Annotated in this window: 27 protein-coding genes and 1 riboswitch; of the genes, 19 read left to right on the top strand and 8 right to left on the bottom strand. The window is 35.6% G+C overall.

Features of this window, described 5'->3' with window-relative positions; translation table 11 throughout:
- Nucleotides 1-351 precede the first annotated feature (351 nt).
- The gene (locus tag AC1DCY_RS18310) at nt 352-684 is read right to left on the bottom strand and encodes a hypothetical protein (protein ID WP_477352469.1); all 333 of its coding nucleotides are present in this window, start codon (nt 682-684) and stop codon (nt 352-354) included.
- A 677-nt stretch (nt 685-1,361) separates the two neighbouring features.
- Between AC1DCY_RS18310 and AC1DCY_RS18305 the strand changes: the two genes are divergently transcribed.
- The 3 genes from AC1DCY_RS18305 (at nt 1,362) to lepB (ending at nt 3,639) form a co-directional block, all read left to right on the top strand.
- Complete coding sequence (locus tag AC1DCY_RS18305; RefSeq protein WP_477352468.1) at nt 1,362-2,294, top strand: LCP family glycopolymer transferase; 933 nt, start codon at nt 1,362-1,364, stop codon at nt 2,292-2,294.
- A gap of 251 nt (nt 2,295-2,545) precedes the next feature.
- Nucleotides 2,546-2,758 carry a hypothetical protein gene (locus AC1DCY_RS18300; RefSeq protein ID WP_477352466.1) on the top strand — a complete coding sequence of 71 codons (213 nt, stop codon included), beginning with the start codon at nt 2,546-2,548 and terminating at the stop codon, nt 2,756-2,758.
- 323 nt (nt 2,759-3,081) lie between these two features.
- Complete coding sequence (gene lepB / locus AC1DCY_RS18295; protein WP_477352464.1) at nt 3,082-3,639, top strand: signal peptidase I; 558 nt, start codon at nt 3,082-3,084, stop codon at nt 3,637-3,639.
- A gap of 50 nt (nt 3,640-3,689) precedes the next feature.
- Here lepB and AC1DCY_RS18290 read toward each other — a convergent pair whose 3' ends face one another.
- Nucleotides 3,690-3,896, bottom strand: coding sequence for a hypothetical protein (locus AC1DCY_RS18290; protein WP_477352462.1), 207 nt, complete (start codon nt 3,894-3,896; stop codon nt 3,690-3,692).
- Between the two features lie 217 nt (nt 3,897-4,113).
- A riboswitch (purine riboswitch) is annotated at nt 4,114-4,213 on the top strand.
- A gap of 65 nt (nt 4,214-4,278) precedes the next feature.
- Here AC1DCY_RS18290 and AC1DCY_RS18285 point away from each other — a divergent pair.
- From AC1DCY_RS18285 to AC1DCY_RS18265, 5 genes are all read left to right on the top strand, one after another.
- Nucleotides 4,279-5,469 carry an MFS transporter gene (locus tag AC1DCY_RS18285; protein WP_477352460.1) on the top strand — a complete coding sequence of 397 codons (1,191 nt, stop codon included), beginning with the start codon at nt 4,279-4,281 and terminating at the stop codon, nt 5,467-5,469.
- A 41-nt stretch (nt 5,470-5,510) separates the two neighbouring features.
- Entirely contained in the window at nt 5,511-5,690 is a 180-nt protein-coding gene (locus tag AC1DCY_RS18280) for a hypothetical protein (RefSeq protein ID WP_477352458.1), read from the top strand.
- Nucleotides 5,657-5,863, top strand: coding sequence for a hypothetical protein (locus tag AC1DCY_RS18275; protein WP_477352456.1), 207 nt, complete (start codon nt 5,657-5,659; stop codon nt 5,861-5,863). Before AC1DCY_RS18280 ends, AC1DCY_RS18275 begins: the two co-directional genes overlap by 34 nt.
- An 80-nt stretch (nt 5,864-5,943) precedes the next feature.
- Nucleotides 5,944-6,252: a hypothetical protein gene (locus tag AC1DCY_RS18270; RefSeq protein ID WP_477352454.1), complete on the top strand. Its 309-nt coding sequence runs from the start codon at nt 5,944-5,946 to the stop codon at nt 6,250-6,252.
- 437 nt (nt 6,253-6,689) lie between these two features.
- Nucleotides 6,690-9,296: a cation-translocating P-type ATPase gene (locus AC1DCY_RS18265; RefSeq protein ID WP_477352452.1), complete on the top strand. Its 2,607-nt coding sequence runs from the start codon at nt 6,690-6,692 to the stop codon at nt 9,294-9,296.
- 55 nt (nt 9,297-9,351) lie between these two features.
- Here AC1DCY_RS18265 and AC1DCY_RS18260 read toward each other — a convergent pair whose 3' ends face one another.
- The 3 genes from AC1DCY_RS18260 to AC1DCY_RS18250 form a co-directional block, all read right to left on the bottom strand.
- The gene (locus AC1DCY_RS18260) at nt 9,352-9,837 is read right to left on the bottom strand and encodes a DUF3231 family protein (RefSeq protein WP_477352450.1); all 486 of its coding nucleotides are present in this window, start codon (nt 9,835-9,837) and stop codon (nt 9,352-9,354) included.
- Nucleotides 9,838-10,356: 519 nt separating this feature from the next.
- Entirely contained in the window at nt 10,357-10,644 is a 288-nt protein-coding gene (locus AC1DCY_RS18255; protein ID WP_400934886.1) for a hypothetical protein, read from the bottom strand.
- A 151-nt stretch (nt 10,645-10,795) separates the two neighbouring features.
- Nucleotides 10,796-11,506, bottom strand: a complete 711-nt coding sequence (locus AC1DCY_RS18250; RefSeq protein WP_477352514.1) for a cupin domain-containing protein — start codon at nt 11,504-11,506, stop codon at nt 10,796-10,798.
- 49 nt (nt 11,507-11,555) lie between these two features.
- On the opposite strand from AC1DCY_RS18250, the gene AC1DCY_RS18245 reads away from it, so the two are divergent.
- From AC1DCY_RS18245 to AC1DCY_RS18215, 7 genes are all read left to right on the top strand, one after another.
- Entirely contained in the window at nt 11,556-11,687 is a 132-nt protein-coding gene (locus tag AC1DCY_RS18245; protein ID WP_477352447.1) for a hypothetical protein, read from the top strand.
- Nucleotides 11,688-12,038: 351 nt separating this feature from the next.
- On the top strand, nt 12,039-12,398 hold the full coding sequence (locus tag AC1DCY_RS18240; protein ID WP_049664645.1) for a BlaI/MecI/CopY family transcriptional regulator: 360 nt from the start codon (nt 12,039-12,041) through the stop codon (nt 12,396-12,398).
- An 11-nt stretch (nt 12,399-12,409) separates the two neighbouring features.
- Entirely contained in the window at nt 12,410-13,705 is a 1,296-nt protein-coding gene (locus tag AC1DCY_RS18235) for a M56 family metallopeptidase (protein WP_477352445.1), read from the top strand.
- A 415-nt stretch (nt 13,706-14,120) separates the two neighbouring features.
- A complete protein-coding gene (locus AC1DCY_RS18230; RefSeq protein WP_402993337.1) occupies nt 14,121-14,342 on the top strand; it encodes a transcriptional regulator in 222 nt (73 codons plus the stop codon).
- 430 nt (nt 14,343-14,772) lie between these two features.
- Nucleotides 14,773-15,603 carry a helix-turn-helix domain-containing protein gene (locus AC1DCY_RS18225; protein WP_477352442.1) on the top strand — a complete coding sequence of 277 codons (831 nt, stop codon included), beginning with the start codon at nt 14,773-14,775 and terminating at the stop codon, nt 15,601-15,603.
- A gap of 306 nt (nt 15,604-15,909) precedes the next feature.
- Nucleotides 15,910-17,271, top strand: coding sequence for an NtaA/DmoA family FMN-dependent monooxygenase (locus tag AC1DCY_RS18220; RefSeq protein WP_477352440.1), 1,362 nt, complete (start codon nt 15,910-15,912; stop codon nt 17,269-17,271).
- Nucleotides 17,264-18,259: an ABC transporter substrate-binding protein gene (locus AC1DCY_RS18215; protein WP_477352438.1), complete on the top strand. Its 996-nt coding sequence runs from the start codon at nt 17,264-17,266 to the stop codon at nt 18,257-18,259. Before AC1DCY_RS18220 ends, AC1DCY_RS18215 begins: the two co-directional genes overlap by 8 nt.
- A gap of 322 nt (nt 18,260-18,581) precedes the next feature.
- On the opposite strand, the gene AC1DCY_RS18210 is transcribed toward AC1DCY_RS18215, so the two are convergent.
- The 3 genes from AC1DCY_RS18210 to AC1DCY_RS18200 all read right to left on the bottom strand — a co-directional run bounded on the left by AC1DCY_RS18210 (nt 18,582) and on the right by AC1DCY_RS18200 (nt 21,985).
- Complete coding sequence (locus AC1DCY_RS18210; RefSeq protein WP_477352436.1) at nt 18,582-19,139, bottom strand: methyltransferase family protein; 558 nt, start codon at nt 19,137-19,139, stop codon at nt 18,582-18,584.
- Between the two features lie 112 nt (nt 19,140-19,251).
- Nucleotides 19,252-21,630, bottom strand: coding sequence for a heavy metal translocating P-type ATPase (locus AC1DCY_RS18205; protein ID WP_477352434.1), 2,379 nt, complete (start codon nt 21,628-21,630; stop codon nt 19,252-19,254).
- A complete protein-coding gene (locus tag AC1DCY_RS18200; protein ID WP_049664658.1) occupies nt 21,623-21,985 on the bottom strand; it encodes an ArsR/SmtB family transcription factor in 363 nt (120 codons plus the stop codon). The genes AC1DCY_RS18205 and AC1DCY_RS18200 overlap by 8 nt, the downstream gene beginning before the upstream one ends.
- A 327-nt stretch (nt 21,986-22,312) precedes the next feature.
- Here AC1DCY_RS18200 and AC1DCY_RS18195 point away from each other — a divergent pair, with 327 nt between their 5' ends.
- The 4 genes from AC1DCY_RS18195 to AC1DCY_RS18180 all read left to right on the top strand — a co-directional run bounded on the left by AC1DCY_RS18195 (nt 22,313) and on the right by AC1DCY_RS18180 (nt 24,151).
- Nucleotides 22,313-22,534, top strand: coding sequence for a hypothetical protein (locus AC1DCY_RS18195; RefSeq protein ID WP_477352432.1), 222 nt, complete (start codon nt 22,313-22,315; stop codon nt 22,532-22,534).
- A complete protein-coding gene (locus AC1DCY_RS18190; RefSeq protein ID WP_477352430.1) occupies nt 22,515-22,736 on the top strand; it encodes a transcriptional regulator in 222 nt (73 codons plus the stop codon). Before AC1DCY_RS18195 ends, AC1DCY_RS18190 begins: the two co-directional genes overlap by 20 nt.
- Nucleotides 22,733-22,975, top strand: a complete 243-nt coding sequence (locus AC1DCY_RS18185; protein WP_477352428.1) for a Y-family DNA polymerase — start codon at nt 22,733-22,735, stop codon at nt 22,973-22,975. The genes AC1DCY_RS18190 and AC1DCY_RS18185 overlap by 4 nt, the downstream gene beginning before the upstream one ends.
- 675 nt (nt 22,976-23,650) lie before the next feature.
- Nucleotides 23,651-24,151, top strand: coding sequence for a hypothetical protein (locus AC1DCY_RS18180; RefSeq protein WP_477352426.1), 501 nt, complete (start codon nt 23,651-23,653; stop codon nt 24,149-24,151).
- Nucleotides 24,152-24,354: the final 203 nt, after the last annotated feature.

Here is a 24,354-nt window from a genome sequence, read left to right as displayed (position 1 = left end):
GCTCCTCCTTCCAATACGTAAAGCTGAACATTATCTTTCAGATATCAATTCAATATAGTGATGAAATTTAAAATCCCACTTTTGTATATCTATTTAAAATAACCTTCTACTCCTTATTATTCAACTAAACAGCTCCGTTAGTACAATAAGAAAAAAGAGCTGTCTAAGCAGCTCGGTCTTCAAGTAAAGCCTCCGATAGTTCAACAATCCATTTTCAAGTTAACCCTTATCTTTGAATGTTTTATAATATTCATACGCTAAAATAATAAACCCTAATAGAGAAAATATTACTATAACAAATGGGAATCCTAAAAATAAAGATTCATTGACTACATCCCCATGCATTTTTCATCAGTCTATGTATCTATTTGTTGCTTCCTTATGTAAAATCAGAAAATCTCTTAATGACCAAATGAAGAATAGAAATGGTAAACCAGAGATGAATGAAAAACTTAAAAGAAATGAAATCATCCCGTATTCTCCGCTATCATTTCCCAAAACACCCATTATAAACGCTACTGGAATAGTCGCGAAAAAAATCAAGAAATTCATCCCACAGGTAAATTTATAATGCTTTAAAGAAGATTCTTTAGGTTCTTTTTTTCTGAAAAAGAAATAAAAGATAATTTGATAAAGATAAAAAATTGGTATACATATTTCTGCAAACGTTACGACTATTGACATTTAATTCACCTATTTTTCAAATAAAATAATAATGCACGAAGTCAAGTGTGTATAGGGTAACTTAAATAATGAATATAACGCTTCATTTTTATCCTTCCTAAATATAAATATTTAAACAATATCCCTTTGTTATGGAAATTCCCCCATAGAATGTTTGACCTAAAAAATCTTAACAATATATTGCCTTATTTCATATATGTAATTTTTTCCACTAAACCGCTCCATTAGTTGAATAACAGATAGATAAGCTGAACTAATATCAAAATTAGTTCAGCTTAAAATTAGCATATTATAATGTTGCACATTGTATATAAAATCCTGAAATATTAAGTGCATTACTTTAACTCTTGACTTTTAATAAAATGTAAAGCTTCTTGAGCCTTTTGCTATTGTTATTTAATTTTTTTACAAATGTTTTTGTTGCGAAAGTGAAACATCAGCTACAAAAGATTCCCACCTCGTATAGTGGAATCATATAAGGCTCTTTGTCTTAAATTTAGCTGACACCAAATAATGAAGGTGATTCACAAATAAAGGAATAAAATATCATGCATTTAGTACATACTAGTGTACGTCTTTTTTTCGTCCAATATGCATATAATTAGACTATATTAACTTTTTTCCAACTTAAAACGTCAAAAAGAGTGGTAAATTTTTTTGCAAGAGAGGACTTATGTATGGAAAAAAATATGAAACGCTCTAAGGAAAAAAAGAGCAAGAAGAAAATTTGGCTATGGATAGTAGGTAGCTTATTAACAATTTTTTTAATTTTTATAGGTACTGCTTATTATACAATCCAAAAAACGATGAATAAAATAAATACACCATTAATTGAAGCAACAGGTGCTGAAAATGAAGATCAAAAAATAGTTACGAAAAAGGACCCGTTTTCAGTGTTAATGCTTGGTGTGGATGAACGTAAAAATGATAGTGGCCGTTCAGACACGATGATAGTCATTACGGTAAATCCTGAAAAACACACGATGAAAATGCTCAGTATACCCCGAGATACTCGTACTGAAATTATTGGCCATAATTCCGTCGATAAAATCAACCATGCCTATGCATTTGGAGGCGTCCCAATGGCGGTCAACACGGTAAAGCATTTTTTAGATATACCAATTGATTATTATGTGTTTATTAATATGGAAGGCTTCCTGCAAATTATCGACACAATTGGTGGGGTAACGATTGATAATGACATGGATTTAACCTATAACTCCTACCATTATCCGAAGGGTGAGATCACTTTAGACGGTGAAAATGCACTGATTTTTTCACGTATTCGTTATGAAGATCCACGTGGTGATTTCGGTCGTCAAATTCGACAACGACAAATTATTGAAGCGGTTCTGAAAAAAGCCTCAACACCATCTATATTATTAAAGGCTACAGATATGCTTGATGTAGTAGGAGAAAATGTTCGTATGAATTTTTCGATGAAGGACTTAATCCAATTACAAAGTATTTATAAACAAATGGATGGTAATATTGAGCAGCTATCGTTTAAAGAGGGAGATGGTAAAAGGATTAACAACATATGGTATTTCATCCCTAAAGAGACAGAGCTAGAACAAATAAAATTGGATTTAAAAGCCAGTTTGCAATAAATACTATAGAATGACAATTTGAGTATGATAGCTGTAAAACTTTTGACAATGAAGGGAGGGAGATCAATGAATGGGAGGACCCAGGTGCTTAGGTATACAGCTGTAAACAATTGCATGCAAAGCTATGTGCCTAAGCGTAAGGTTCAAAAAAGTCGAGTCAGTTCAGCTATGCGACATTTACAACTATTGTGTTTAAAAATTTTCATGTAAAAAATAAAAAAATCATTCAGGTAGGGTGCATGCCTAGTTGAATGGTTTTTTTATTTCATGGGATGTTTGAAATTTCGGAAAACGGGTGTATAATTTTATTAGAAATGGTTGAGGGAGTGATTGTGTTGATTATAGGCACAATTTTATTAGTAGTTGCATTACGTGCAGGTATTGGTTTAGCAGTCGACTTAATTAATAGCAGCATCACTCTACTACGCAAAGTAACCATTCATACTCGAAAAACAAAAGAATAAAATGCATCTAGGCAAAGCTAAGTAGCTTTGTCTATTTTTGTGGTCGTTACCAAAAATCAGGGATGGCATTTGTTGAAATGTATGAGCAGATTTAGGTCTGACCCGATCAGATTTCCCTTGTACCTGACCTGACACAGATGAGACCCTGGATATCAAGAGAAGTGGGCCATCCCACGCCCTAGGAAAACGTCTAGTTGAATGGAAATTAACCTCACATTATGGTGATGAGTCATTTTTGTGAATTTGGAACAATTTATGTGATTAATTCGTCAATATACTGTAGAAAATGTTATACTATAAAAAAACAGTATCGGGGAATGAGCATGCAACAAGAGAAATCAAGTTTCAAAAAAGAAATAATATCTTATCTTAAAATTATTGTGATTACAGCTATAGTTGTTTTAGGCTGTAAGCAATTTTTATTTGCACCGATTAAAGTGCAAGGGGCTTCTATGTACCCAACTTATCATGATAAAGATATTATTATTGTAAGTAAAATGAGTAAAATTGAACGCTTTGATCAAATTGTCTTTCAATCACCAACAGAAGATGAACTATATATTAAACGAGTGATTGGCCTACCAGGTGATACTGTTGAAATGAAAGACGATGTTTTGTATGTAAATGGCAAAGCTTATAAAGAAGATTATGTGAATCGTCAAACAGATGATCCTAATCAATTACGTATTACAGAAAATTTCACGTTAGAGCAATTAGTAAATGAAAAAAAGGTTCCTGAAGGTAAGTATTTTGTACTTGGGGACAACCGTTTAAGAAGTTCTGATAGCCGCCATTATGGCTTGATTTCTAAAGATGCCATCTATGGTGAAGCTAAATTAACAGTATATCCATTTAATCGTTTCCATATCGGTTCAAAGTAAAATAAATTGACTTTTAGTGAAAAAAAGAGTTTCCTCTTTTTTTCACTTTTTTAGTTCGCTGATAATGCTTTACAAACTTTATAAGTGGGGTAATAGATACAAACTGTTGAATTTTCAACAGTTTCTTTTATGGGGATTTGCTGTTCGCTCAGACTAGTAGAAATGATTGCTTGTTTATCGATTGTGAGCTCTTCTATTACTGGTTCAACACCATAAAACAACAATAAAAAATAGCATACTAAACCTAATATTCGCAAACAATCACCTCGCAATGTTCTGTTATATTAGTATGTATGGTCAAACTTTAAAAAATATAAGTAAAATCTAAAATTTCTCTCTTATAAAATCATTTTTTTTAGGTAAGCGTTTGCACTTCAATGATTGAAAGTGCTATAGTGAACCGACTTTATGGGTGACAAGGAAGAGAGAGAATAATAAAAAATTGTTGTCATGCAATATTCAATATGCTACTATAGCTAACGTGAATATTTGATCTGTATAACCTCAATAATATGGATTGAGGGTCTCTACCAGGAACCATAAAATCCTGACTACAAAAATTTTGCTTCATTTTTGTAGTCAGGATTTTTTTCTTTTATCTCCCTGCAAAAATGAAAGTGTAACAGAAGGGTGATTACTATGAATTGGAGAGTATATATTCTTGCCATTACTACCTTTGCGGTAGGATTGGTGGAATTAATTGTAGGTGGTATATTGCCAACGATTGCAGACGATTTAAATGTGTCCTTAGCAACAGCGGGACAATTAATTACAATATTTGCTCTCGTCTATGCAATATCTGCGCCTGTCCTTTTATCGTTAACTGCAAAAGTGGAAAGGAAGCGCCTTTATCTTATTTCTTTATTTATTTTTACTTTAGGTAATGTTATGACGTATTTTAGTACGACATTCTTGATTGTCATGATTGCTAGAATTTTCACGGCAATGAGTACTGCATTGGTTATCGTCTTATCCTTAACAATTACAACAAAAATTGTTGAACCAAGACATCGTGCAAAAGCTTTAGGACTTGTTTTCATAGGTGTAAGTTCTGCACTTGTCATCGGTGTGCCGATGGGGATATTTGTGTCAGAAGCATTTGGATGGCGAGCTGTATTTTTAGGAATAGCGCTTCTTTCAACTGTATCAATGATTCTTATTGCGTTACTTCTTGAAAAAATGCCAGTTGTGGAAGTTGTTCCATTGAAGGCTCAAATTAAATCACTAGCGAATTTAAAAATCTTAAGTGCACAATTAACAACACTATTTATGCTGGCTGGTCATTATATGCTTTATGCATATTTCACACCATTTTTAGTAGAAGCATTTGATATGAGTGCTTCTTGGATTAGTATCTGTTATTTAATCTTCGGAATAGCGTCTGTCAGTGGGAATGCTTTAGGCGGTTGGCTAAGTGACAAAATTGGTACTGGTAAAGCCATTCTATTGATTGTAGCTACATTTGCTGTTGTATTATTTAGTATTCCTTACACGATTATTGCTTTACCACTCTTTTTAGTCGTAACAGTTTTATGGGGTGCACTTAGCTGGGCACTTACACCTCCATTACAAAGTTATTTAATACAAGCTGATCCAAAAACATCTGATATTCAACAAAGCTTAAATACAGCTGCATTACAAATCGGTATATCCATTGGGTCAGCTGTTGGTGGAGCTATGTTTGCTGTTACAGGATCGGCTACGCACTTAGCTAGCTTCGGTGCCATTTTAGTTTTATGTGCTTTAGGCTGTGCTATTTTCTCTCTAAAAAGAGCGCCAGTTTCACATGAGGCTGAGCTAGGGCTGAAATCTGCTCACAACAACTCATAGTTTAGAGCGGCTCATCGGACGCCCCCAGGAAGCTTTGCTCTGTGCGAAAGCGAAGCGACAGCAACAATTTTTTAACTGTGCGAAAGCGAAGCGACAGCAACAATTTTTTAACTGTGCGAAAGCGAAGCGACAGCAACAATTTTTTTAACTGTGCGAAAGCGAAGCGACAGCAACAATTTTTTTTACTGTGCGAAAGCGAAGCGACAGCAACAATTTTTTAACTGTGCGAAAGCGAAGCGACAGCAACAATTTTTTTTACTGTGCGAAAGCGAAGCGACAGCAACAATTTTTTTACTGTGCGAAAGCGAAGCGACAGCAACAAAGCGCCCAGCCGGAACGGAAATCAGCCACACCTTATGGTGATGAACTTTTAGAGTGGAGTTTTTTGGATTAAATATCCAGGGAATACTACTGAAAAAGAAGGACAATTATATAGGGAGATAGAATGTAAGTTTAGAGGAGGTTGGTAAATACATGCAAATAGATTTAACAGAATTCAAAGGATCAAATGTGAAAGTTGTCGCAACGATTGACCAGACGCTTTACCGAAATGTGGGTGCTATTATTTTATATGAAGAGGATTCACACACTTTATCTGTACGAAAATTAAAACGAAAAATCGCTGATCAATATATACCAACAGACGAACTCGAAAACTTTATGTTCGACTCTCAAGCAGATGCTATAAAATTTACTCATAAGCTTACTAGAATGAGTGCACTCGATTATTTATTAGTTGCAAATAAAGAGAGACAATATAATAATTGCAAGACTGGCCTATAGGGGGTCTATGCATGTGACGAAGGGCATTTGGAGTAGCCATATTCCAAATGTCTTTTTTTGTGCTCACATTTGCCTTAATGGTCATCACGAATTTCTACAATGGGATGAAGAAAACCCCGCTGATTCAAGCTTCACTTTATAGTATATTTTCACCTATAAACAAATATTTAATTTCTATATCGATTATTATCATACTGGAATAGGACAAGGAATAGATTGTTGTAGTTAAAGTATTTTAGGGGCTCGAGTAGATAGAGAGTCTGATGATTCAATACTATTTTTAGGATATAAAAGTTTCTCTCTGCCTAAGATAGATAATTCAAAGGAGTCTACTGTTGGGAATCTAACTTATTTACCAATAACAGCATTTTCTCCTGAATTCAGGATAGGGTGGCTGCTGTGAGTTACTTAATAATTTCAAATGGAGGGGGAATCGAATGTCAGACTATCATCAACAATCATCAGCTGAAGTTATGAAAACTTTGAACGTGACAGATCAAGGATTGAGTGATTATGACGTTCAAAAGAGGCAAGAAGTGTACGGCTATAATGTATTAGAGGAAGGAAAAAAAACAAGTGCATTTGCCGTTTTCTTTGGACAATTTAAAGATTTATTAGTCATTATTTTAATCATCGCTGCTTTCGTTTCATTTCTATTAGGGGAAGTAGGAAGCACGATTGTGATTATGGTTGTCGTTATATTGAACGCTATCCTAGGCACTGTACAGCATGTCAAGGCAGAACAGTCTTTGGATAATTTAAAAGCCTTAACCTCTCCGATTGCCAAAGTAATGCGAAATAATCAGCTCATAGAGATTTCTTCGGAAGATATAGTCGTTGGGGATCTTCTGTATTTGGAGGCTGGTGATTATATAAATGCAGATGGGAGATTATTAGAAAGCCATAATTTGCATATCAATGAAAGCTCGCTGACAGGTGAATCAATCGCTGTAGCGAAAAGTATCGATCCTATCAAGGAAGGCAATGTAACGGTTGCTGATAAAAAGAACATGGTATACTCTGGAAGCTACGTGACAACTGGTCGCGGTATTGTCATGGTGACAGCTATCGGAATGCAAACGGAAATCGGCAAAATTGCAAATTTACTCGATACTGCGAAAGAGAAGAAAACACCTTTACAAGTAAGTTTGGATAATTTCGGAGAAAAATTAGCTTTAGGGATTACATTACTCTGTTTAGCGATTTTCGTGATTGACCTTGTTAGAGGGCGTGCACTAGTAGAATCGTTTATGTTCGCGGTTTCACTTGCCGTTGCAGCAATTCCAGAAGCATTAAGCTCGATTGTTACCATTGTACTAGCATTTGGGACACAAAAAATGGCAAAGGAAAATGCCATTATTCGAAAGCTTTATGCTGTGGAAAGTCTTGGCAGTGTATCTGTCATTTGTTCAGATAAAACAGGAACATTAACTGAAAATAAAATGGTTGTACAAGAGGTCTATGTGGATGAAAAAATTATTCCACATGATCAGCTACACACTAGAAATGCAATTGAGAGAGACCTTATGTTAAAGGCAATATTATGTAATGATGCTGTAGAAAGGGACGGTAAGGAAATCGGTGATCCTACTGAGATTGCACTCGTAAAACTAGGGAAGCAATATGGTTTTGACGAATTGCAGCTAAGAGACCATTATCCAAGAGTGGCCGAAATCCCTTTTGATTCAGATAGAAAACTCATGAGTACTGTAAATACTATCAATCAGCAATCTATTTTGATTACAAAAGGAGCACTTGATGTCCTTCTTCCTAAAATTATAAAAATTGAAACTTCACAAGGTATAGTTAATATTACAAAACAACAACGCCAAAAAATCGAAGCGGTAAATCGTGATTTTTCTATGAATGGGTTGAGAGTGCTAGCAGTTGCCTACAAAGAGGTAAAGGGAAATCAAGCAATCGATGCAAGAGCTGAAAAAGATTTAATCTTTGTTGGTTTAGTCGCGATGATGGATCCGCCAAGAAAAGAATCTAAAGGTGCGGTTGAAAAATGTATAAAAGCTGGTATCAAACCGGTGATGATTACAGGGGATCATAAAATTACAGCAACGGCTATTGCCAATCAAATCGGGATTTTAAATGATCCCTCTGAAGCGATTGAAGGGCATGAAATAGAAGGCCTCACAGATCAGCAGCTGCAAGAAAAGGTTAATGATTTTTCTGTTTATGCCCGAGTAACACCAGCTCAAAAAATTCGTATCGTTAAAGCGTGGCAGGAAAAAGGACATGTCGTCGCCATGACAGGAGATGGTGTTAATGATGGCCCTGCTTTAAAACAGTCTGATATTGGTGTGGCGATGGGCATCACTGGTACAGAGGTCGCAAAAGATGCCTCCTCTATGATACTAACAGATGATAATTTTTCAACGATTGTTAAGGCTATTGCAAACGGTAGGAGTATCTATACGAATATTAAAAACGCTATTTTGTTCTTATTATCTGGGAATGCAGGTGCTATTTTTGTTGTTTTATATGCAACAATATTAGGTTTACCAGTTCCTTTTGCGGCTGTGCATCTATTATTTATTAACTTACTAACGGATAGTTTACCAGCGATTGCAATCGGTCTAGAGCCGAATAATAAAAAAACAATGAAGGACAAGCCACGAAATATTCATACACCATTATTGAATAAAGCATTTACTACTCAAGTGGTACTAGAAGGATTATTGATTGCAATTTCTACAACGATTGCCTTTGAAATCGGATTGTCAACGGGAGATACTTTAACAGCGAGCACTATGGCATTTACAACATTATGCTTGTCACGATTAGTGCATGGCTTCAACTCTAGAGCTAAAGAATCAATCTTCGCCATTGGATTATTTTCGAATAAATATACTTGGCTTGCATTCTTAATCGGTTTTTTAAGCTTACACGCAGTACTGTTTATTCCAATGCTTACAAGTGTGTTTGAGGTTGCCACGTTAAGTACCGCACAATTAGGCTTTATTTACAGCTTGTCTGTGCTACCGTTCCTTGTGAATCAGTGGTACAAGCTGTTGTTCGTGAGAAGTCGATAATAATGAGTAAAAAACATTGAAGCTCTCGTTTTGTTGAAACGAGAGCTTCTTAACATTACATTGTAGTAGGGGCTAGTAGCCAGCCTTTGTCATTACTGAGTCGTACTAGCTTTGCGCCAAGTATGGCATACCTCATATGAAGTTCTCCATATTTTGCAGTATGCTTCTTCTTAACGGATATTTCTAAAGCTTGACTAACTGAAATAAGTGAAGAAGCTATATTCATCGATAAAATGGTGCTAATTTCTGTATCATTAATGGCTTTTTTTCCTCGGGTATTGCTCATTTTCAACTGTCTGTAGTCGATTGATGTAGTAGGGGCAAGCACCCCGTTTTCCTTTAATAACACTGTTAGCTGTTTATTTTCCTCTTTTAAACATTGCACAAAATCCACGATAATCGCCTTCAATTTTTTATCAACGGCGTGCTTAAAAAATGCATGATTTGAAGCTATATAGCCATTATTAACGCCGATCTGTGTCCATATCTTAAAAATTTCCCTATAGCGTAATGATGCTAGATTTCCATTTACCAATTCCATAGTTACACATCCTAACTCATGTTCTCGTTCATTTATTTGAGATTAGGATGTGCTAATGAATAAAATTCTAATCATTTTTTACAATAAAAGGGCTCTCCGTAACGCAGGGATGATTGCGTTTTCCTAGGGGTGTCCGATGAGTAGCTCTTAGTTGATAAAAACTGAAATTGTTCCGATAAAACAAGAAATTGTTCCGATAAAGCGAGAAATTATTCCGATAAATACTGAAATTGTTCCGATAAAATGAGATTTTGTTCCGATAAATCTTCAAAGTATTCATTTAGTGATTTAATCAAAATTATAATGCCATTTCGTTTCAGCTTATCTATTCATAATAAAGATGAGGAGCTGTTGATTTTTCACGGAGAGTGGCGACTCCTGCGGGATGAGCTTGCGCTGAAAGCCCCGCAGGAACGCAGTGACGAGGAGATTGAAGCCAAGCCCGCCGAAAGCGCTAACTCGGAGTGAAAATCAACCTTTGTTTATTGTTACACATTATTTTTAGATAAGCTGAAAGTGTTATTCTTTTAATTTCTTGCTTTTATAGCTATTAATAGTTGTTTTTAATGCAGCAAAGTTTCCAATAGCTGCGTAACCATAAAAAAAGCCCATAAATATTCCTGCAATAAGATTATGTCTATGGCTAATAAAAATAGAAATAATCAAGCCAATAGCAAGGGCGATCGCGGGAACATATTTAGGCTGAACATGCATGAACACCTTAATTAGCTGTGTAATAAGTAACACAGCTGGAACGGCTATTACAGCATCCCAAAAATTCGTATGGATCACTGGAAATAATTCCATTTTCTACACCTCTTTTAGTAATAACGAAGCTATGACTTAAAATATAGATTTTCCTTTTTATTTATTTTTATGCGATGAAAGGTGTAGAGCTTATGATGTCGAGTCATACACTCTTATGAACGATTACGATTCTCCGTTTTTTGACTATTGCTTAATAATACGAGCCATAAGGATTTGGGCCATAAGGATTCATATATGGATTCATATTTGGATATTGATATGGCGGATATGGGTTCATAAATTGTGAAGGTCTATACTTATTTTTATGTTTATGATGAGGGTCTTTTTGCTCCTTTTGATCTTTTTGCTTTTCAGAAGTTGCTTTTACACGGTTGCAGTCTTTAGGTGGACCAATATATGTTGACGGTGAAATAGGCGCGATTGTATTCTTCCACTGATCTTCATCTAAACAATACGTGTGGGCCATAACATTGGAAGGTGTAAATTTCAATAGATCTGAACCTAAAATAACTTCAGGTGTTGGAGCATCAAAAATAGCTAGTAAATGCGTGTCATTCTCAGTAGCTATTTCATAATGCCACCATCCTTGCGGTATATTGGCGACTTGGCCAGGCTGGACAGGGTAGTTTTGAAGCTCTTTTGTAAAGGGATTAAATATAGAAATAATGGCAGCACCCGAAATACAATAAACAAGTTCTGTTGCATTTTGATGATAGTGAGGCTCTATCACTTTATTCTTACTTAGAAAAATATCAAGCAAGGATATATTTTCTAACGTATTTAATTGTTCTACACCTAGAATATTTATAAAATTCCGATCATCTCTTTTAAAAAGAGTGCTGTCATTTACATCAAAAGTGAACTGGGTTGATGACGAAGTATAGTCAATATTCGAGCTAATAATTACATCCTTTCTAATTAATTTTTAATACATGTCTTAAGCACAGAATATGTACAAAGCTATTATAGGCTTACACGAACGCCCATTGTCTTCATTTAACAAATGTTTTCTGTGCGAAAGCGAAGCGACAGCAACAAATGTTTTCTGTGCGAAAGCGAAGCGACAGCAACATGGGCTGTAGGGAGGCAGAAAAGTGAGTTTAAGCCTGTCTTCGGACGTTTTTTTATTAGCAATATTCCTAATGTGAAAAAGAGTGCTAGGTTCTCATTGAATTCAGATTTGCTTTAGAACCTGCACTTAAAATTGTGTAATGAGGCCGAGAAAAATTAAAAGAGCCAGCATCGGAGAAGACTTTATTAAACTTTTATTGAATTTTAAATGGGTTAGACACAGTATCCGTATATTTATGCCCTAAAAATGGATTTTCTTCAACAGACTATCGTGATAGTCTTGACAATTACGGACTACCATAGTAGTATCAATGTGTGGCAAACTATTGCAATAGTCCACTAAAGAAAAGGAGCATGCGCGTATGCAAGTTAAATTGTTTGATTCGGAATTACAAGTCATGAATATTTTATGGGAAGAAGGCGATTTGACAGCTAAACAGCTCTCACAAATGTTAAACGAACGAATAGGTTGGAATAAAAATACCACCTATACCGTCATAAAAAAATGTATAAAAAAAGAGGCCATTGAAAGAATTGAACCTAACTTTATCTGTCATCCAATCATCAGAAAAGAACAGATACAAGAACAAGAAACGACGGAATTAATTGATAAAATATTTAATGGTTCTAAATCTTTACTATTCGCATCCTTACTAGACAAGAAAAAAATGTCCGCGAGTGAGATCGAAAAATTAAAGCAAATTGTTAAAGATCTTGAGTGAGGAATTATGATATGAGTATTTTCAACATGAGTGTAGACGCATCTCTCCTCCTCCTCATTGTGTTATTGATGAGAATGTTAGTAAGAAATAAAGTGCCAAAGCAAACATTTTTAATTCTTTGGGGAATCGTTGCATTTAAACTACTCATCCCCTACTCTTTTTATTCAAAGTTGAGCATACAGCCTATGCTGAAAAACTTATTTGTTACGCTCACTCACTCAAATGATTCGGAAAGTATGCACAATACAATTGCAATCGCACATACATCAAACACGTTCTATGATCAGCTTTTGCTTGTGATGACAAACGATTTCGTTCAGTACCTTTGGGCATGTGGGGGTATCGGGGTTTTGCTATTCTTTATAGTGGCTTATATTAGATTTTATAAAGAATTTCAAACAGCCATCCCAGTGAAGAATAACGAGTATCTCGTTCAATGGCTAAACGATCATAAGTTAAAAAGAACGATTCAAATTGCCGTATCAGATAGAATTAAAACCCCGTTAACATATGGAATCTTTAAACCAGTCATCTTATTGCCGAAATCAACAAATTGGGAAGACGCTGCAAGTATTGAGTTTATTCTCACGCATGAATTAATTCATATTAAACGCTTTGACGTTTTATGGAAAGTAATTTTAACGATTATGGTAGCTTTGCATTGGTTTAATCCATTAGTTTGGTTTATGTATTTTTTAGTAAACAGAGACATTGAATTGTCTTGCGACGAAAGGGTTATTAGACAGTTTGGAGATAAGGCAAAGTCAGCATATGCACTATCTCTCATCAATATGGCAGATGAAACCTATACGGTTACGCCGCTTTGTAATCATTTTAGTAAAAACGGGATTGAAGAAAGGATAGTGTCCATTATGACCTTAAAGAAAAAGTCAGTTGTAGGAACAGCATTAGCATGTACATTAGTCATTGGAGGGATGACTGTCTTTGCGGCAACTGGCCAAGAGCCACCAACGTTGAAAGAAGGCAAAGAACGAAATGCAGTTATTGTTACTGATGCATCAAATAGTACGACGGAGCCACAGGTAATCGCAACAAATAAAGGCAAAGAACGAAATGCAGTTATTGTTACTGATGCATCAAATAGTACGACGGAACCGCAGGTAATCGCAACAAATAAAGGTAAAGAACAAAATGTAGTTATTGTTACTGATGCGTCAAATAGTACGACGGAACCACAGGTAATCGCAACAAATAAAGGCAAAGAACGAAATGCAGTTATTGTTACTGATGCATCAAATAGTACGACGGAACCGCAGGTAATCGCAACAAATAAAGGCGAAAAATGAAATGTAATTATTGTTACTGATGCGTCAAATAGTATGACGGAACCACGTTTAATCGCAACAAATGAAGAATAAATAAGTTGCTCCAAAGACTAGTCCTGAAATCCGGGACTAGTTTTTCATTTACTCCATCATTTTTCATAATAAAACTCAAATGCCTTCCACTTTGTTGGTCTTGCCAATAGCGGCATAATTGATTACCTGTCTTAAGCGCAGAATATGTACAAAGCTATTATAGGCTTACACGAACGCCCACTTGATTGATCCTCTAAAAACCTCCTTAAAAATTAGCTAAAATTACCTCTTCTAATAAAGAACGTATGTGCGTATAATGAAAAACAAACGTTTGTTCTGTTTTGAAGAACAGCTCTGTTGTGCTCACTGCATGTAACAGAGCTAGTGAAAAGGAGCAACTAGGATGAAAGAACAGTTAATAAAAGTAATGCAACGTCAACAAGTTGTTAGCATGATGTATGTAGCTAAGTCTGGTGTTATTACGAAAAGGCGTGTGAAAATCATAAAGATTGTTGGTGATTCCTTTACAGCATTTTGCTTTACGAGACAGGCAAAGCGTACGTTTATTATTAACAATGTTCTAGCAATATTACCTGTTACCCATCGGAAGCGTGAGGTGATATGAATTACGACAATCTGCCGCATAAGGACATTTTTTGTATTGACATGAAATGCTTTTACGCAAGCTGTATTGCAGTGCTAGAGGGATTAGATGTGTTGGAAGATTCCAGTAGCAACTTTGAGCAGCCCGTAGCCTCGCCGATGTAATGGGATACCCAATCTTGAGAACTGTTCAAAACAGAAATGGACTGCGAACGCATAGTTACTCAGGAATCCCACTGACATTAGTCAGCTTGTCCCTTTAGGGGTGGGAGTCTCAAAATATCGGCTAAATCATCATTCAGTAAACCTGAATTAGATAATAATGCATATAGCATTTGTCATTTGTGTATTTGCATTTGTTGCAAACCTTGCTAGACTATAGTTAATAATGAGAATCATTATTAACTATAGTCTTCATGTACAATGTTTGGATAGGGAGCAGGTGCACTATCATGATAGATTTGGATAAATTAGCCGAGATATTTGCTAGAGGTTTCTATGATATAGAAGGTGTTCACCGTTTAGTCATCCAGCCGAAAAGTATACTAAGTGAATTTAAGGCTGTCCGGCATGGATTTCTTTTTGTAATTCGTGGAGAGGCTAGAATGAGTGTGAATGGAACTGTCTATGAATTACATCCAGGCGCAGTAATTCATGTGGCCCCAGGTATGCAACTGGACGCGCAAGTTTTAAGTCAATCAGAGTACGAGTACTATTTACTGTTTTATAGATTTGACAAGTTAGATGAAGTAAATGGCGGTCATGAATGCGACTCTCATTTCAAATTGGAAGCGGGAGCAAATCCGAGAGTGCTAGAATTACTGATCATGCTTCATCAGAATGCCAATACACTTAGAGGCATTGGAAAGCTTCGTGTTAAGGAGTTATTTTTAAGTGTCATGCATCAAGTTTTGGTGGGGTGTAAGCATCGAGAGAGTGGCAGTTCACCAAGTGAAAGGGTGATAGAGGAGGCTATTGCATACATACACCGGTATTATATGAATCCGTTGACACTCGACGAATTGGCGGAGCTGCATGCAATGAGTCCCAAGCGTTTTTCCTACTTCTTTCACAAACATACTGGATTTCGTCCAATCGACTATCTTATCAATTATCGTATGGAAAGAGCGAGTGACTTACTTAAAGTAAGCAATTTTCCCATTCACAATATTGCTATTAGTGTCGGTTATGCCAACCCGCTATATTTCAGTAGAGTGTTTAAAAAGAAATTTGGTGTGTCTCCCTCGGCATACATACATAATTTAGATAATCATATAAATTGAGTTACTGATTGATAAATTACGCCTGCAACTGGTGATGAACCGGGAGTGCAGGCTTTTTCTCTTTTGTCTCATTCTTTACTTCCAGCTCTATGTTACATGTCGGCTAAATCATCATTCAGCAAATCTAGATTAGATAATAATGCATGTAGTATTTGTGATTTGTGTATTTGCATTTGTTGCAGACCTTGCTACACTGTAATCGATAATGAGAATCATTATTAACTAATAGCCTTCTAGAGGTAACATCTGATCAGAGTATTTCATGGGCGTAAAACTATTATTTCTATATAGGAAGGATTGGTAATATTGACTGTAAATAGACAATTATGTATTGGATTAGTCTTATCTGCTTGGTTGAAAGGAGGCGACTGGCGGCGCCCAGAGAGCGGTGTAGAAAAAATGGGTTCAATTGACCCTTACATTGATTTGGCAAAGATGGCGGAGAGGTCAAAGCTCGATTTTCTTTTCAGGGCGGATTATCTTTTTGTTAGTCCACAGATGCTTGGCGATTCCGCTAATTTCGGTAGTCCTGACCCTACTATGATTTTTGCAGCGATTGCTCGTGAAACAGAGCGGATCGGGTTAGTTACGACTATTTCTACAACTTTTAATCCACCATATGTTGTTGCTAGACAGCTTCAGTCTTTGCATTGGCTAAGCAATGGACGTGCTGGCTGGAATATTGTCACTTCTATTGAGGGCGCTGAAAATTTCGGTGAGTCACCTATGCCTTCATCACAAGAAAGATATGCGAAAGCAATTGAATTTACTGAGGTCGTACGCAAACTTTGGGGAAGTTTTCCGAATGAAGCCATCGTTATTGACCGTGAGTCAGGTATGTTTTCTGATTTGGGTAAGATTTCTCCAATTAATCATTCAGGTGAGTTTTTTAGTGTTAAGGGACCACTTACTTTGCCTGCCCATAAATCTGGACCAATTCCTTTATTTCAAGCAGGTGCGTCGGATACAGGACGAAATTTTGCCTCTTCAATAGCAGATGCTATTTTTGCAGCGATGCCAGACCTTGAATCGGGAGTGGAATTGCGAAATGATCTGAGAAGAAGAGCTATCGAGCATGGGCGAGATCCGGACGCCATTAAAGTTTTGCCAGGTTTATATTTTTTCTTGGCCGAAACTCGCGAGGAAGCCCATGAATTACATAAGGCCGCACACGCACATTTGACTATTGAGCGCAGACATGCATCGCTTAATTCAGTACTGGGTCTTGATTTGAGTAGCTTTGCTTTGGATCGTCGAGTAACTTCGGATATGTTACCTGATCCGAATCAGCCAGTTCGTAGCCGAACACATGCTGAGCTGTTGCGCCGGTATATTACAAATCATCAGCCTACAGTGGAAGAGGTATTAGCAAGGCCAGAGGTTGTCGGGTCTGCTCACTGGGTTTCCGTTGGAACGGTTGAAGATGTATTGAACGATATAATTGAGCGATTTGAGGCTGGAGCTATCGACGGATTTATAGCTATTCCAGGCGGTTCAGAAAAATCTTTGAAAATATTTTTTGAAAAGCTGATGCCGCAATTGGTTGAAAGAGGTTTGTTTAGAAGTGAATATACAGGTGTCACTTTGCGTGAGCATTTAGGGATTAATAATACTAATCATTATGATAGGGATACTGTTTTGAAAGGGGTTCAGGTGAAGAATGAATAAAAAGTTTATACTAGTTGGTTTGATAGCATTATTCATGATTGTTTTGGCTGCATGTGGAGGAGGAGACAAACAGAGTAAATCAAGCTCAACCTCCGGCAGCAACGGAGATTCAGTGCAATCTCAAGTGGACAATACAGAAACAAGCGAAACAAGAACGATTGAGTATCTCGGTGAAAAGTATACCGTTCCACAAAAAGCAGAAAAAATTGTGATTACTGGGGCTATGGAAGCGATGGAAGATGCGGTAATGCTTGACGTTCATCCAGTTGGGGCAATATCGGTAGGCGGAAAGTTTCCAGAAATATTTGCTTCGGTAACGGGCAAGGCGGAATCAATTGGTGAAAAAAGACAACCTAACTTTGAGAAGATATTGCAATTGGAGCCAGATGTTATTTTAGGTTCAACCAAGTTCCAAAAAGGAGTAGTGGAAAAATTGCAAAAAATTGCTCCCACTATTTTGGTGTCGCACGTTTCTACAAACTGGGAAGACAATTTGAAATTAATGGCTGAATTAACTGGAAAGCAAGATGAGGCAGAAAAAATTCTATCCCAATATAAAACAGATACACAAGCAGTAAAAGCATCATTAAAAGAAAAGCTTCAAGGTAAAAAAGTAGCCGCTGTTCGTATTCGCGGAGGGCAAACTTACATTTTCGCGAAAAATGTAGACTTTAACCCCTTTTTATACAATGACATTGGTTTAGAAATGCCAGATCAGATAGGCATGGCTAAATTGCAAGATGCAATCTCTGCCGAGCAATTGGCAGAAATGAACCCAGACTATTTGTTTGTGCAATTCGCTACGAATGATAACAAAGATGCGAAAAATGCATTCGAAGACTTGAAGAAGAATCCAATTATCCAAAATATTAATGCCTTTAAAAACGATCACGTATATGTCAATGTGGTTGATCCGCTTATGGAAGGAGGTCCTGTTTATAGTCGAATCAAGTTTTTAGAAAGTGTGCAAAAGCATCTGAACAAGTAACGGAATGGGGCAGGAAGGAATGAAATCGTTATTAAGCCATAAGTTTGTTCTAATTGTCGTTTTATGCATTCTGTTCAGTGTAGCAATAATCGTATCTCTTTTCTATGGTTCGAAATCAATGAGTTATGAGATGATATGATAGGCGTTTTTTCATTTTGATTCAGAGAACATGGGCCATTTAATCATTCAAACTTCGCGCCTTCTTAAGTCCCGAAAAATTTACAATACCATTTGTATTAGAAAGAATTAGAGCTATAGGAATCCTTTGAGAAACTTCCACGATATAGGGGAATTACAGGACTTTAAATCAGCTTCAGATCAATTAAAAAGACCAATCTAAAAAGTGTTTTTCTTCTTGAAGAATAAGGTTATGAATTGAAATTATATTTAGTAAACATATAATTAATGTAACTAAGTTAGGGAATGTCAAAAATAGACCTATAAACATTAAATTGAATCCAACGAAGGCGAGATTTCGACTATATTTGTATAAACCATTGGTGATAAGCGAAGTTTTTGTTTCTTTATCTATACCAACTCTCCAAGAGGTTTTCATTGTTATCATTGATAATATAAAGAATAGTAAACCAATGGTAATGAACAATAATCCGAAATAATGGATAATATTGTCGGTGAATAGATTTGGTAAAATATTATCAATCCAATTATCAAATATTGACTCTAAAAGCCATACGATTCCCCATATGAAAGTTGAAATTTTAACAAACATTTCTGAGGAATCAACGGATCTCCCTTTATTTCCTTTCCCTAACACATTCGCTTTTACCCATGATTTCTTCTTTAAAATAGCTAGCTTTAATGAATAGGAAGATATAAACAATGCAAACAGAATGAATGAAATAACATTTAAAAGTTCCATTTTATCTCTTCTTTCTATAATGAGTTAAATGCTTTTACAAAGAAAATTAACTATTAATCATAAAATAGATGGACTTTCATATCAAAGTCCATCTATTGATAGGTGAGTTTAATTACTCTTTAACACGCATTAAACGTAATCCATTTAAAGCTACTAACAGTGTTGCCCCCATATCAGACATTATAGCGATCCATAAAGTTAACCAACCTGGGATTACTAATAATAAGGCGATAAGTTTAATCGCTATTGCAAAGATAATGTTGGCTTTAATAGTATTTAATGATTTTCGACTTAATTTGATAGTGAATGGTAATTTGCGTAAATCATCTGCCATTAAAGCAACATCTGCTGTTTCTAATGCAGTATCTGTGCCAGCGCCACCCATAGCGATACCTACAGTAGAAGCTGCTAAAGCAGGAGCATCGTTAACACCATCACCGACCATTGCGACTTTACCATAGTCTTTTCGAAGTTGTTTGATATAGGAAAGTTTATCTTCAGGCATTAATTCAGCTTGAATTTCAGAAACCCCTACATGACGACCGATTGCATTCGCCGTCCCTTTATTATCACCAGTTAACATGATTGTTTTCTTAACACCCATGTTATGCAATTTTCCAATAATTTCTTGGCTAGATTCACGTACCTCATCAGCTACAGCAATGACTGCTAATATTTCTTTTTCTGTTCCTAAAATCATGGCAGTTTTGCCTTCATTTTGTAGCTTTATAATTTTTTCTCCTAGGCTTTCAGGAATAACTACATTTAACTCTTGGAACAATTTAGGGCTACCAATGTAATATAGTGTGCCATCTACTTCACCTTTAATTCCCTTACCAGTAATAGCGGAGAAAGCATCAACATTGATATCTTGGAATGAAACATTTTCTTCTTCAGCTCTTTTAATAATCGCAGACGCTAAAGGGTGTTGTGAGCGATATTCTAAAGCTGTAATAATCGCTAGAATTTCTTTTGAATCTTTTTGTTTGCTCATCACATCAAAGTTTGTAACGACTGGAACACCTTTTGTAAGTGTACCTGTTTTATCAAAAGCAATGGCTTTAAGCGAACCCATCTCCTCTAAGTATATGCCACCTTTTATTAACACACCTTTTTTAGCAGCATTACCTATGGCAGAAACAATTGAAATTGGTGTGGAAATAACAAGCGCACATGGACAACCAACTACAAGAACGGATAAACCTTGATAAATCCAAGTTTCCCAACTACCATCAAAAAAGAGTGGGGGAACAATTACTACAAGCCCTGCAATGACCATAATAATTGGTGTATAGTATGTAGCGAATTTATCAACAAATGCTTGTGAAGGAGCACGTTCGCCTTGAGCTTCTTCAACTAGATGTATAATTTTTGAAATTGTTGTATCTTCAACGTATTTAGTGATTTTAACTTCTAATAAACCTTCTTCATTTAGTGTACCGGCGAATACCTCATCATTTACTGTTTTTGATACTGGTACTGATTCACCTGTAATAGCTGCTTGGTTGACCGCCGAAAGGCCGCTAACAACGACACCATCCATGGCAATTTTTTGTCCAGGTTTAACAATCATAATATCGCCAATCTCAATATCATCTACGTTCACAATGATTTCTTGCCCATTGCGACGAATTAGCGCTTCTTTTGGTGCTATATCCATTAATGAACGAATTGATTGACGTGCTTTATCCATTGAGTAGCGCTCTAAGGCTTCACTAATAGCGAATAGGATAACAACAATTGATGCCTCTGCCCATTCCCCAATAACTGCAGCACCAATGACAGCAACCGTCATTAATGTTTTCATATCAAAATCAAAGCGAGTTAAATTTTTAAAACCTATTTTGAATAAATTGAAACCACCAATAACAATGGAAGCTACAAATAATAGGGAAGTAATAAGGTTTTCTTCACCATTTACGTTTTGTGATAGATAACCGAATACGATGAATAGGGTTGCATATAAAAGAGTGCTGTGTTTTTTATAAAATGGCACTTTTTTTTCAACTGGCTCATCACTTTTGTTAGAAGTTGGTGCTTTTGACTTATATGAAGGTGTATCAATTGAGACCTTTAAATTTTCAAATGCACCAGCTTTTTCAAGTTCTGCAATAGTCGTTTCACCCGTTACGGAAATTTTAGAAGCACCAAAGTTTACTTTTGCACCTTGTACTCCAGGAAGCTCTTTTACATTACGTTCAAATTTACCCGCACAGTTCGCACAAGAGAAGCCTTCAACTCTATAAGTTGTATCTGTTTGGGATGGCACAACACGTTTGGGTTTTTCTGGCGATACTTTTAAGTTTTCGAAAGCTCCTGCTTTTTCTAACTCTTCCGCGGTTGCATTGCCTGTAACTGATATTTTAGATGCCCCAAAGTTCACCTTTGCATCTTGAACACCAGGTAATTCTTTTACATTACGTTCAAATTTACTTGCACAGTTAGCACAAGAGAAACCGTTCACGCGGAATACCTGTTTTTCCTCAGTCATTACTTTCACCTTCTTTATGATCTTCAAATGCAACACTGATTAAATTCTTAAAATACGTGTCATGAATAGAGTAATAAACCAATTTACCTTCCTTACGATATTCAGCTAAACCTAAATTTCGTAGTAAACGTAAATGATGTGACGCAGTTGCTGTTGTTGATCCAATGATATTAGCAATATCACAAACGCATAATTCTTCCTCTAGTGTAAGAGCATAGGCAATTTTTACACGTGTATCATCAGAAAGAGCTTTAAAAACTTTTGCAACATCCATTGGTTTTTTCTCTTTTAACTTGTCTTGGATATGGTTTACTTTATCCTGATGAATACACGTAATTTCACAAATCTCTTTCATGTATTTCCCTCCAATTTATATTCAAACGTTCAAATAATCATTTGATTGTTTTTTATAATATAATCTAACGCTCAAATAGTCAAACAGTTATTTGAATGTTTTACTTATTATTTGCAATTTATTATTTTTGAATAGAAAAATTTTATGTAGATGCCTAACAGCAGACAAATATTTTTTTACAGCTGTCTTGTTGACAGGATAAGTCCAATTTGAGTACCTGGTCTTTTTTTATTTCCAAAAATTTAACCTTGCCAAGATGCAAACGTTTGTTCTAATATGTATACAAACAAACGTTCTTACGTATGATAGGTAAAGGGGAAAATCATTGTGCTAATAATAAATAACAATAATACACAACTAGTATTTGGTGTAGGAGACCAAATTGGATATAAAAGGTTTAAAAGTCCAAATGCCATTCAGTTTGTGGAAGTTGTTCCGTTATCAGTAGGCACATCGATAGAAATTGAACGTCTAGATATAGTGATTAGCCAATTTAAAAAATTACGAGAGGTAATGGGAGGAAGTTACGATGAGAGAACAACTGATTAAAGCTATGCAGCGCAGACAATTAGTGAACATGATGTATGTAGCAAAAGATGGTTCCGTAACAAAAAGGCGTGTAAAAGTCATTAAAATTGTTGGTGATTCATTTCAAGCATTTTGTTTTACAAGACATGCAAAACGTACTTTTTTGATCAGTAATGTTCTAGCCGTTATTCCTTTTGTGAGTAAGGAGCGTGAAGTTGTATGAATTATGAGGGTATGCCCAATAGACCTATTATGTGTATCGATATGAAATGCTTTTACGCCAGTATCGTAGCGATGTTACATGGGCTAGATGTTTTAAAAACTCCAGTTGCAGTAGTAGCAAATTTTGATCAACCAGGTAGCGTAGTACTTGCTGCATCCCCCTTAATGAAAGAGAAATTTAGTATCAAAACTGGTAGTCGTCGTTATGTTCATGAATTTTTCGGAGATAAATTAGAATAATTTTGTTTATCAATACTTATCTTAATTTTCCTCTAGAAGATAAAATAATTTGCGGGAAATTAACTTAAAGGGGACAGAGTGTGCCTAAAATCTTGACATAGATCCAGTTTCACTCAATTTAAGTAATGTAGATATATTTGGATGCGTGAATTTTTTACTCAACTCTGTATGGACACGAAGTAAAAATATCTAAGGTAAATTTAGAACAGCAATTGAAAAGCTCGAGTCAAATTAGTTTGGCTTGAGCTTTTTAATTGCTTCTTTAATTTTTTTAGCTACTACTTCTAATCGCGTTTTAGTGGTGGGCAAACGTCATCTTAACGGAGCTTAACATTAGAAATTTGGACTTCGTTTCCACTTATGTACGTGAGCATTCGTATCGATATGCTAGCTTTGATGAAAAATATCAAATCCTGAAATACACGATGTAGCTTTATAAAAAAGTTTGATCATTTATAATAAAGATTGATAATTTGTAATAAAGTTTGATTAAAAACATCTCACCTCTATAGATTTTTAGAAGTGAGATTTATTTATTGGAAATTTAGGTGATAATATCACTTTGGAGATTGTGAAGAAATGTACTTAAACTAACGGTGCAGGTTAGTGCAATAAAGAGATGATGTTCATGGTAATATCAAGGGAATAATTGATTCTTTGGTTGGGGGGATTTTCGTGTCAAATGAGATTATTGAAAAAGTGAAAAGAGGACTTAAGGGAATCGAAATCGGCTATTTTGATACAGGTCAAAGCTTTGAAAAAGAAGCGTATTACAATTATTTTGGTGTTTCAGATAAGGAAACACGTCGCTATGCGATTGCTGTATTTACAGTGTATTTAGGAAATTGGTATAGCCTTTGTAGTTTTCCGTTTTTAGATGCAGAATCTGATTTGGAAGAGTTTATTAAGGCATTCATAGAGCATCACCCGCAAATTGAAAGTGATTTCCCTAGTATGTATGAATATATCATTTCATTTTTAATTCGGATTGAAGAAGAAAATAGTGGAAAATATGCTTATTCAACTTTTGATATTGACAAGGAACTACACGAGCGATTGAAAAGGGAAGTGTTAATTCCTAAACGAGAATACTTAAATAAGCATACATCAATAAAATACTTTTTAAGGGAAATTAGAGTTAATCCTTTTTTTAAATCTGATTACTTTGAAGAATAGCATTATCAGAGTGATTTTAAAGAAAGCAAATCTTTAACTAAACCAGCTAATAGATTGTCAATAAAAATCTTTTAAATTAATAAACACTTCATGCTATACTAAAAAGCGCAACCCAAATAACCCTCCGAATTCAATTTGGAAGGTTTTTGTTGTATTTGAAAATGCTGTTACTACATAGTAATGCTGTTACTACATAGTTTCTT

The organism is Lysinibacillus sp. 10T31 (genome assembly GCF_056394365.1).
Note: the sequence above shows the minus strand (reverse complement) of the source record. Positions and strands in the feature narration are given on the sequence as shown.

What these genes read in the sequence shown, in the direction of transcription:
- AC1DCY_RS18265 (WP_477352452.1), top strand. Translation starts at nt 6,690, where the DNA reads ATGTCAGACTATCATCAACAATCATCAGCTGAAGTTATGAAAACTTTG.
- AC1DCY_RS18270 (WP_477352454.1), top strand. Translation starts at nt 5,944, where the DNA reads ATGCAAATAGATTTAACAGAATTCAAAGGATCAAATGTGAAAGTTGTC.
- AC1DCY_RS18305 (WP_477352468.1), top strand. Translation starts at nt 1,362, where the DNA reads ATGGAAAAAAATATGAAACGCTCTAAGGAAAAAAAGAGCAAGAAGAAA.
- AC1DCY_RS18210 (WP_477352436.1), bottom strand. Translation starts at nt 19,139, where the DNA reads ATGGAACTTTTAAATGTTATTTCATTCATTCTGTTTGCATTGTTTATA.
- AC1DCY_RS18260 (WP_477352450.1), bottom strand. Translation starts at nt 9,837, where the DNA reads ATGGAATTGGTAAATGGAAATCTAGCATCATTACGCTATAGGGAAATT.
- AC1DCY_RS18310 (WP_477352469.1), bottom strand. Translation starts at nt 684, where the DNA reads ATGTCAATAGTCGTAACGTTTGCAGAAATATGTATACCAATTTTTTAT.
- AC1DCY_RS18230 (WP_402993337.1), top strand. Translation starts at nt 14,121, where the DNA reads ATGAAAGAACAGTTAATAAAAGTAATGCAACGTCAACAAGTTGTTAGC.
- AC1DCY_RS18235 (WP_477352445.1), top strand. Translation starts at nt 12,410, where the DNA reads ATGAGTATTTTCAACATGAGTGTAGACGCATCTCTCCTCCTCCTCATT.
- lepB (WP_477352464.1), top strand. Translation starts at nt 3,082, where the DNA reads ATGCAACAAGAGAAATCAAGTTTCAAAAAAGAAATAATATCTTATCTT.
- AC1DCY_RS18285 (WP_477352460.1), top strand. Translation starts at nt 4,279, where the DNA reads ATGAATTGGAGAGTATATATTCTTGCCATTACTACCTTTGCGGTAGGA.
- AC1DCY_RS18205 (WP_477352434.1), bottom strand. Translation starts at nt 21,630, where the DNA reads ATGACTGAGGAAAAACAGGTATTCCGCGTGAACGGTTTCTCTTGTGCT.
- AC1DCY_RS18215 (WP_477352438.1), top strand. Translation starts at nt 17,264, where the DNA reads ATGAATAAAAAGTTTATACTAGTTGGTTTGATAGCATTATTCATGATT.
- AC1DCY_RS18200 (WP_049664658.1), bottom strand. Translation starts at nt 21,985, where the DNA reads ATGAAAGAGATTTGTGAAATTACGTGTATTCATCAGGATAAAGTAAAC.
- AC1DCY_RS18225 (WP_477352442.1), top strand. Translation starts at nt 14,773, where the DNA reads ATGATAGATTTGGATAAATTAGCCGAGATATTTGCTAGAGGTTTCTAT.
- AC1DCY_RS18190 (WP_477352430.1), top strand. Translation starts at nt 22,515, where the DNA reads ATGAGAGAACAACTGATTAAAGCTATGCAGCGCAGACAATTAGTGAAC.
- AC1DCY_RS18185 (WP_477352428.1), top strand. Translation starts at nt 22,733, where the DNA reads ATGAATTATGAGGGTATGCCCAATAGACCTATTATGTGTATCGATATG.
- AC1DCY_RS18300 (WP_477352466.1), top strand. Translation starts at nt 2,546, where the DNA reads ATGGTTTTTTTATTTCATGGGATGTTTGAAATTTCGGAAAACGGGTGT.
- AC1DCY_RS18245 (WP_477352447.1), top strand. Translation starts at nt 11,556, where the DNA reads ATGTACAAAGCTATTATAGGCTTACACGAACGCCCATTGTCTTCATTT.
- AC1DCY_RS18240 (WP_049664645.1), top strand. Translation starts at nt 12,039, where the DNA reads ATGCAAGTTAAATTGTTTGATTCGGAATTACAAGTCATGAATATTTTA.
- AC1DCY_RS18255 (WP_400934886.1), bottom strand. Translation starts at nt 10,644, where the DNA reads ATGGAATTATTTCCAGTGATCCATACGAATTTTTGGGATGCTGTAATA.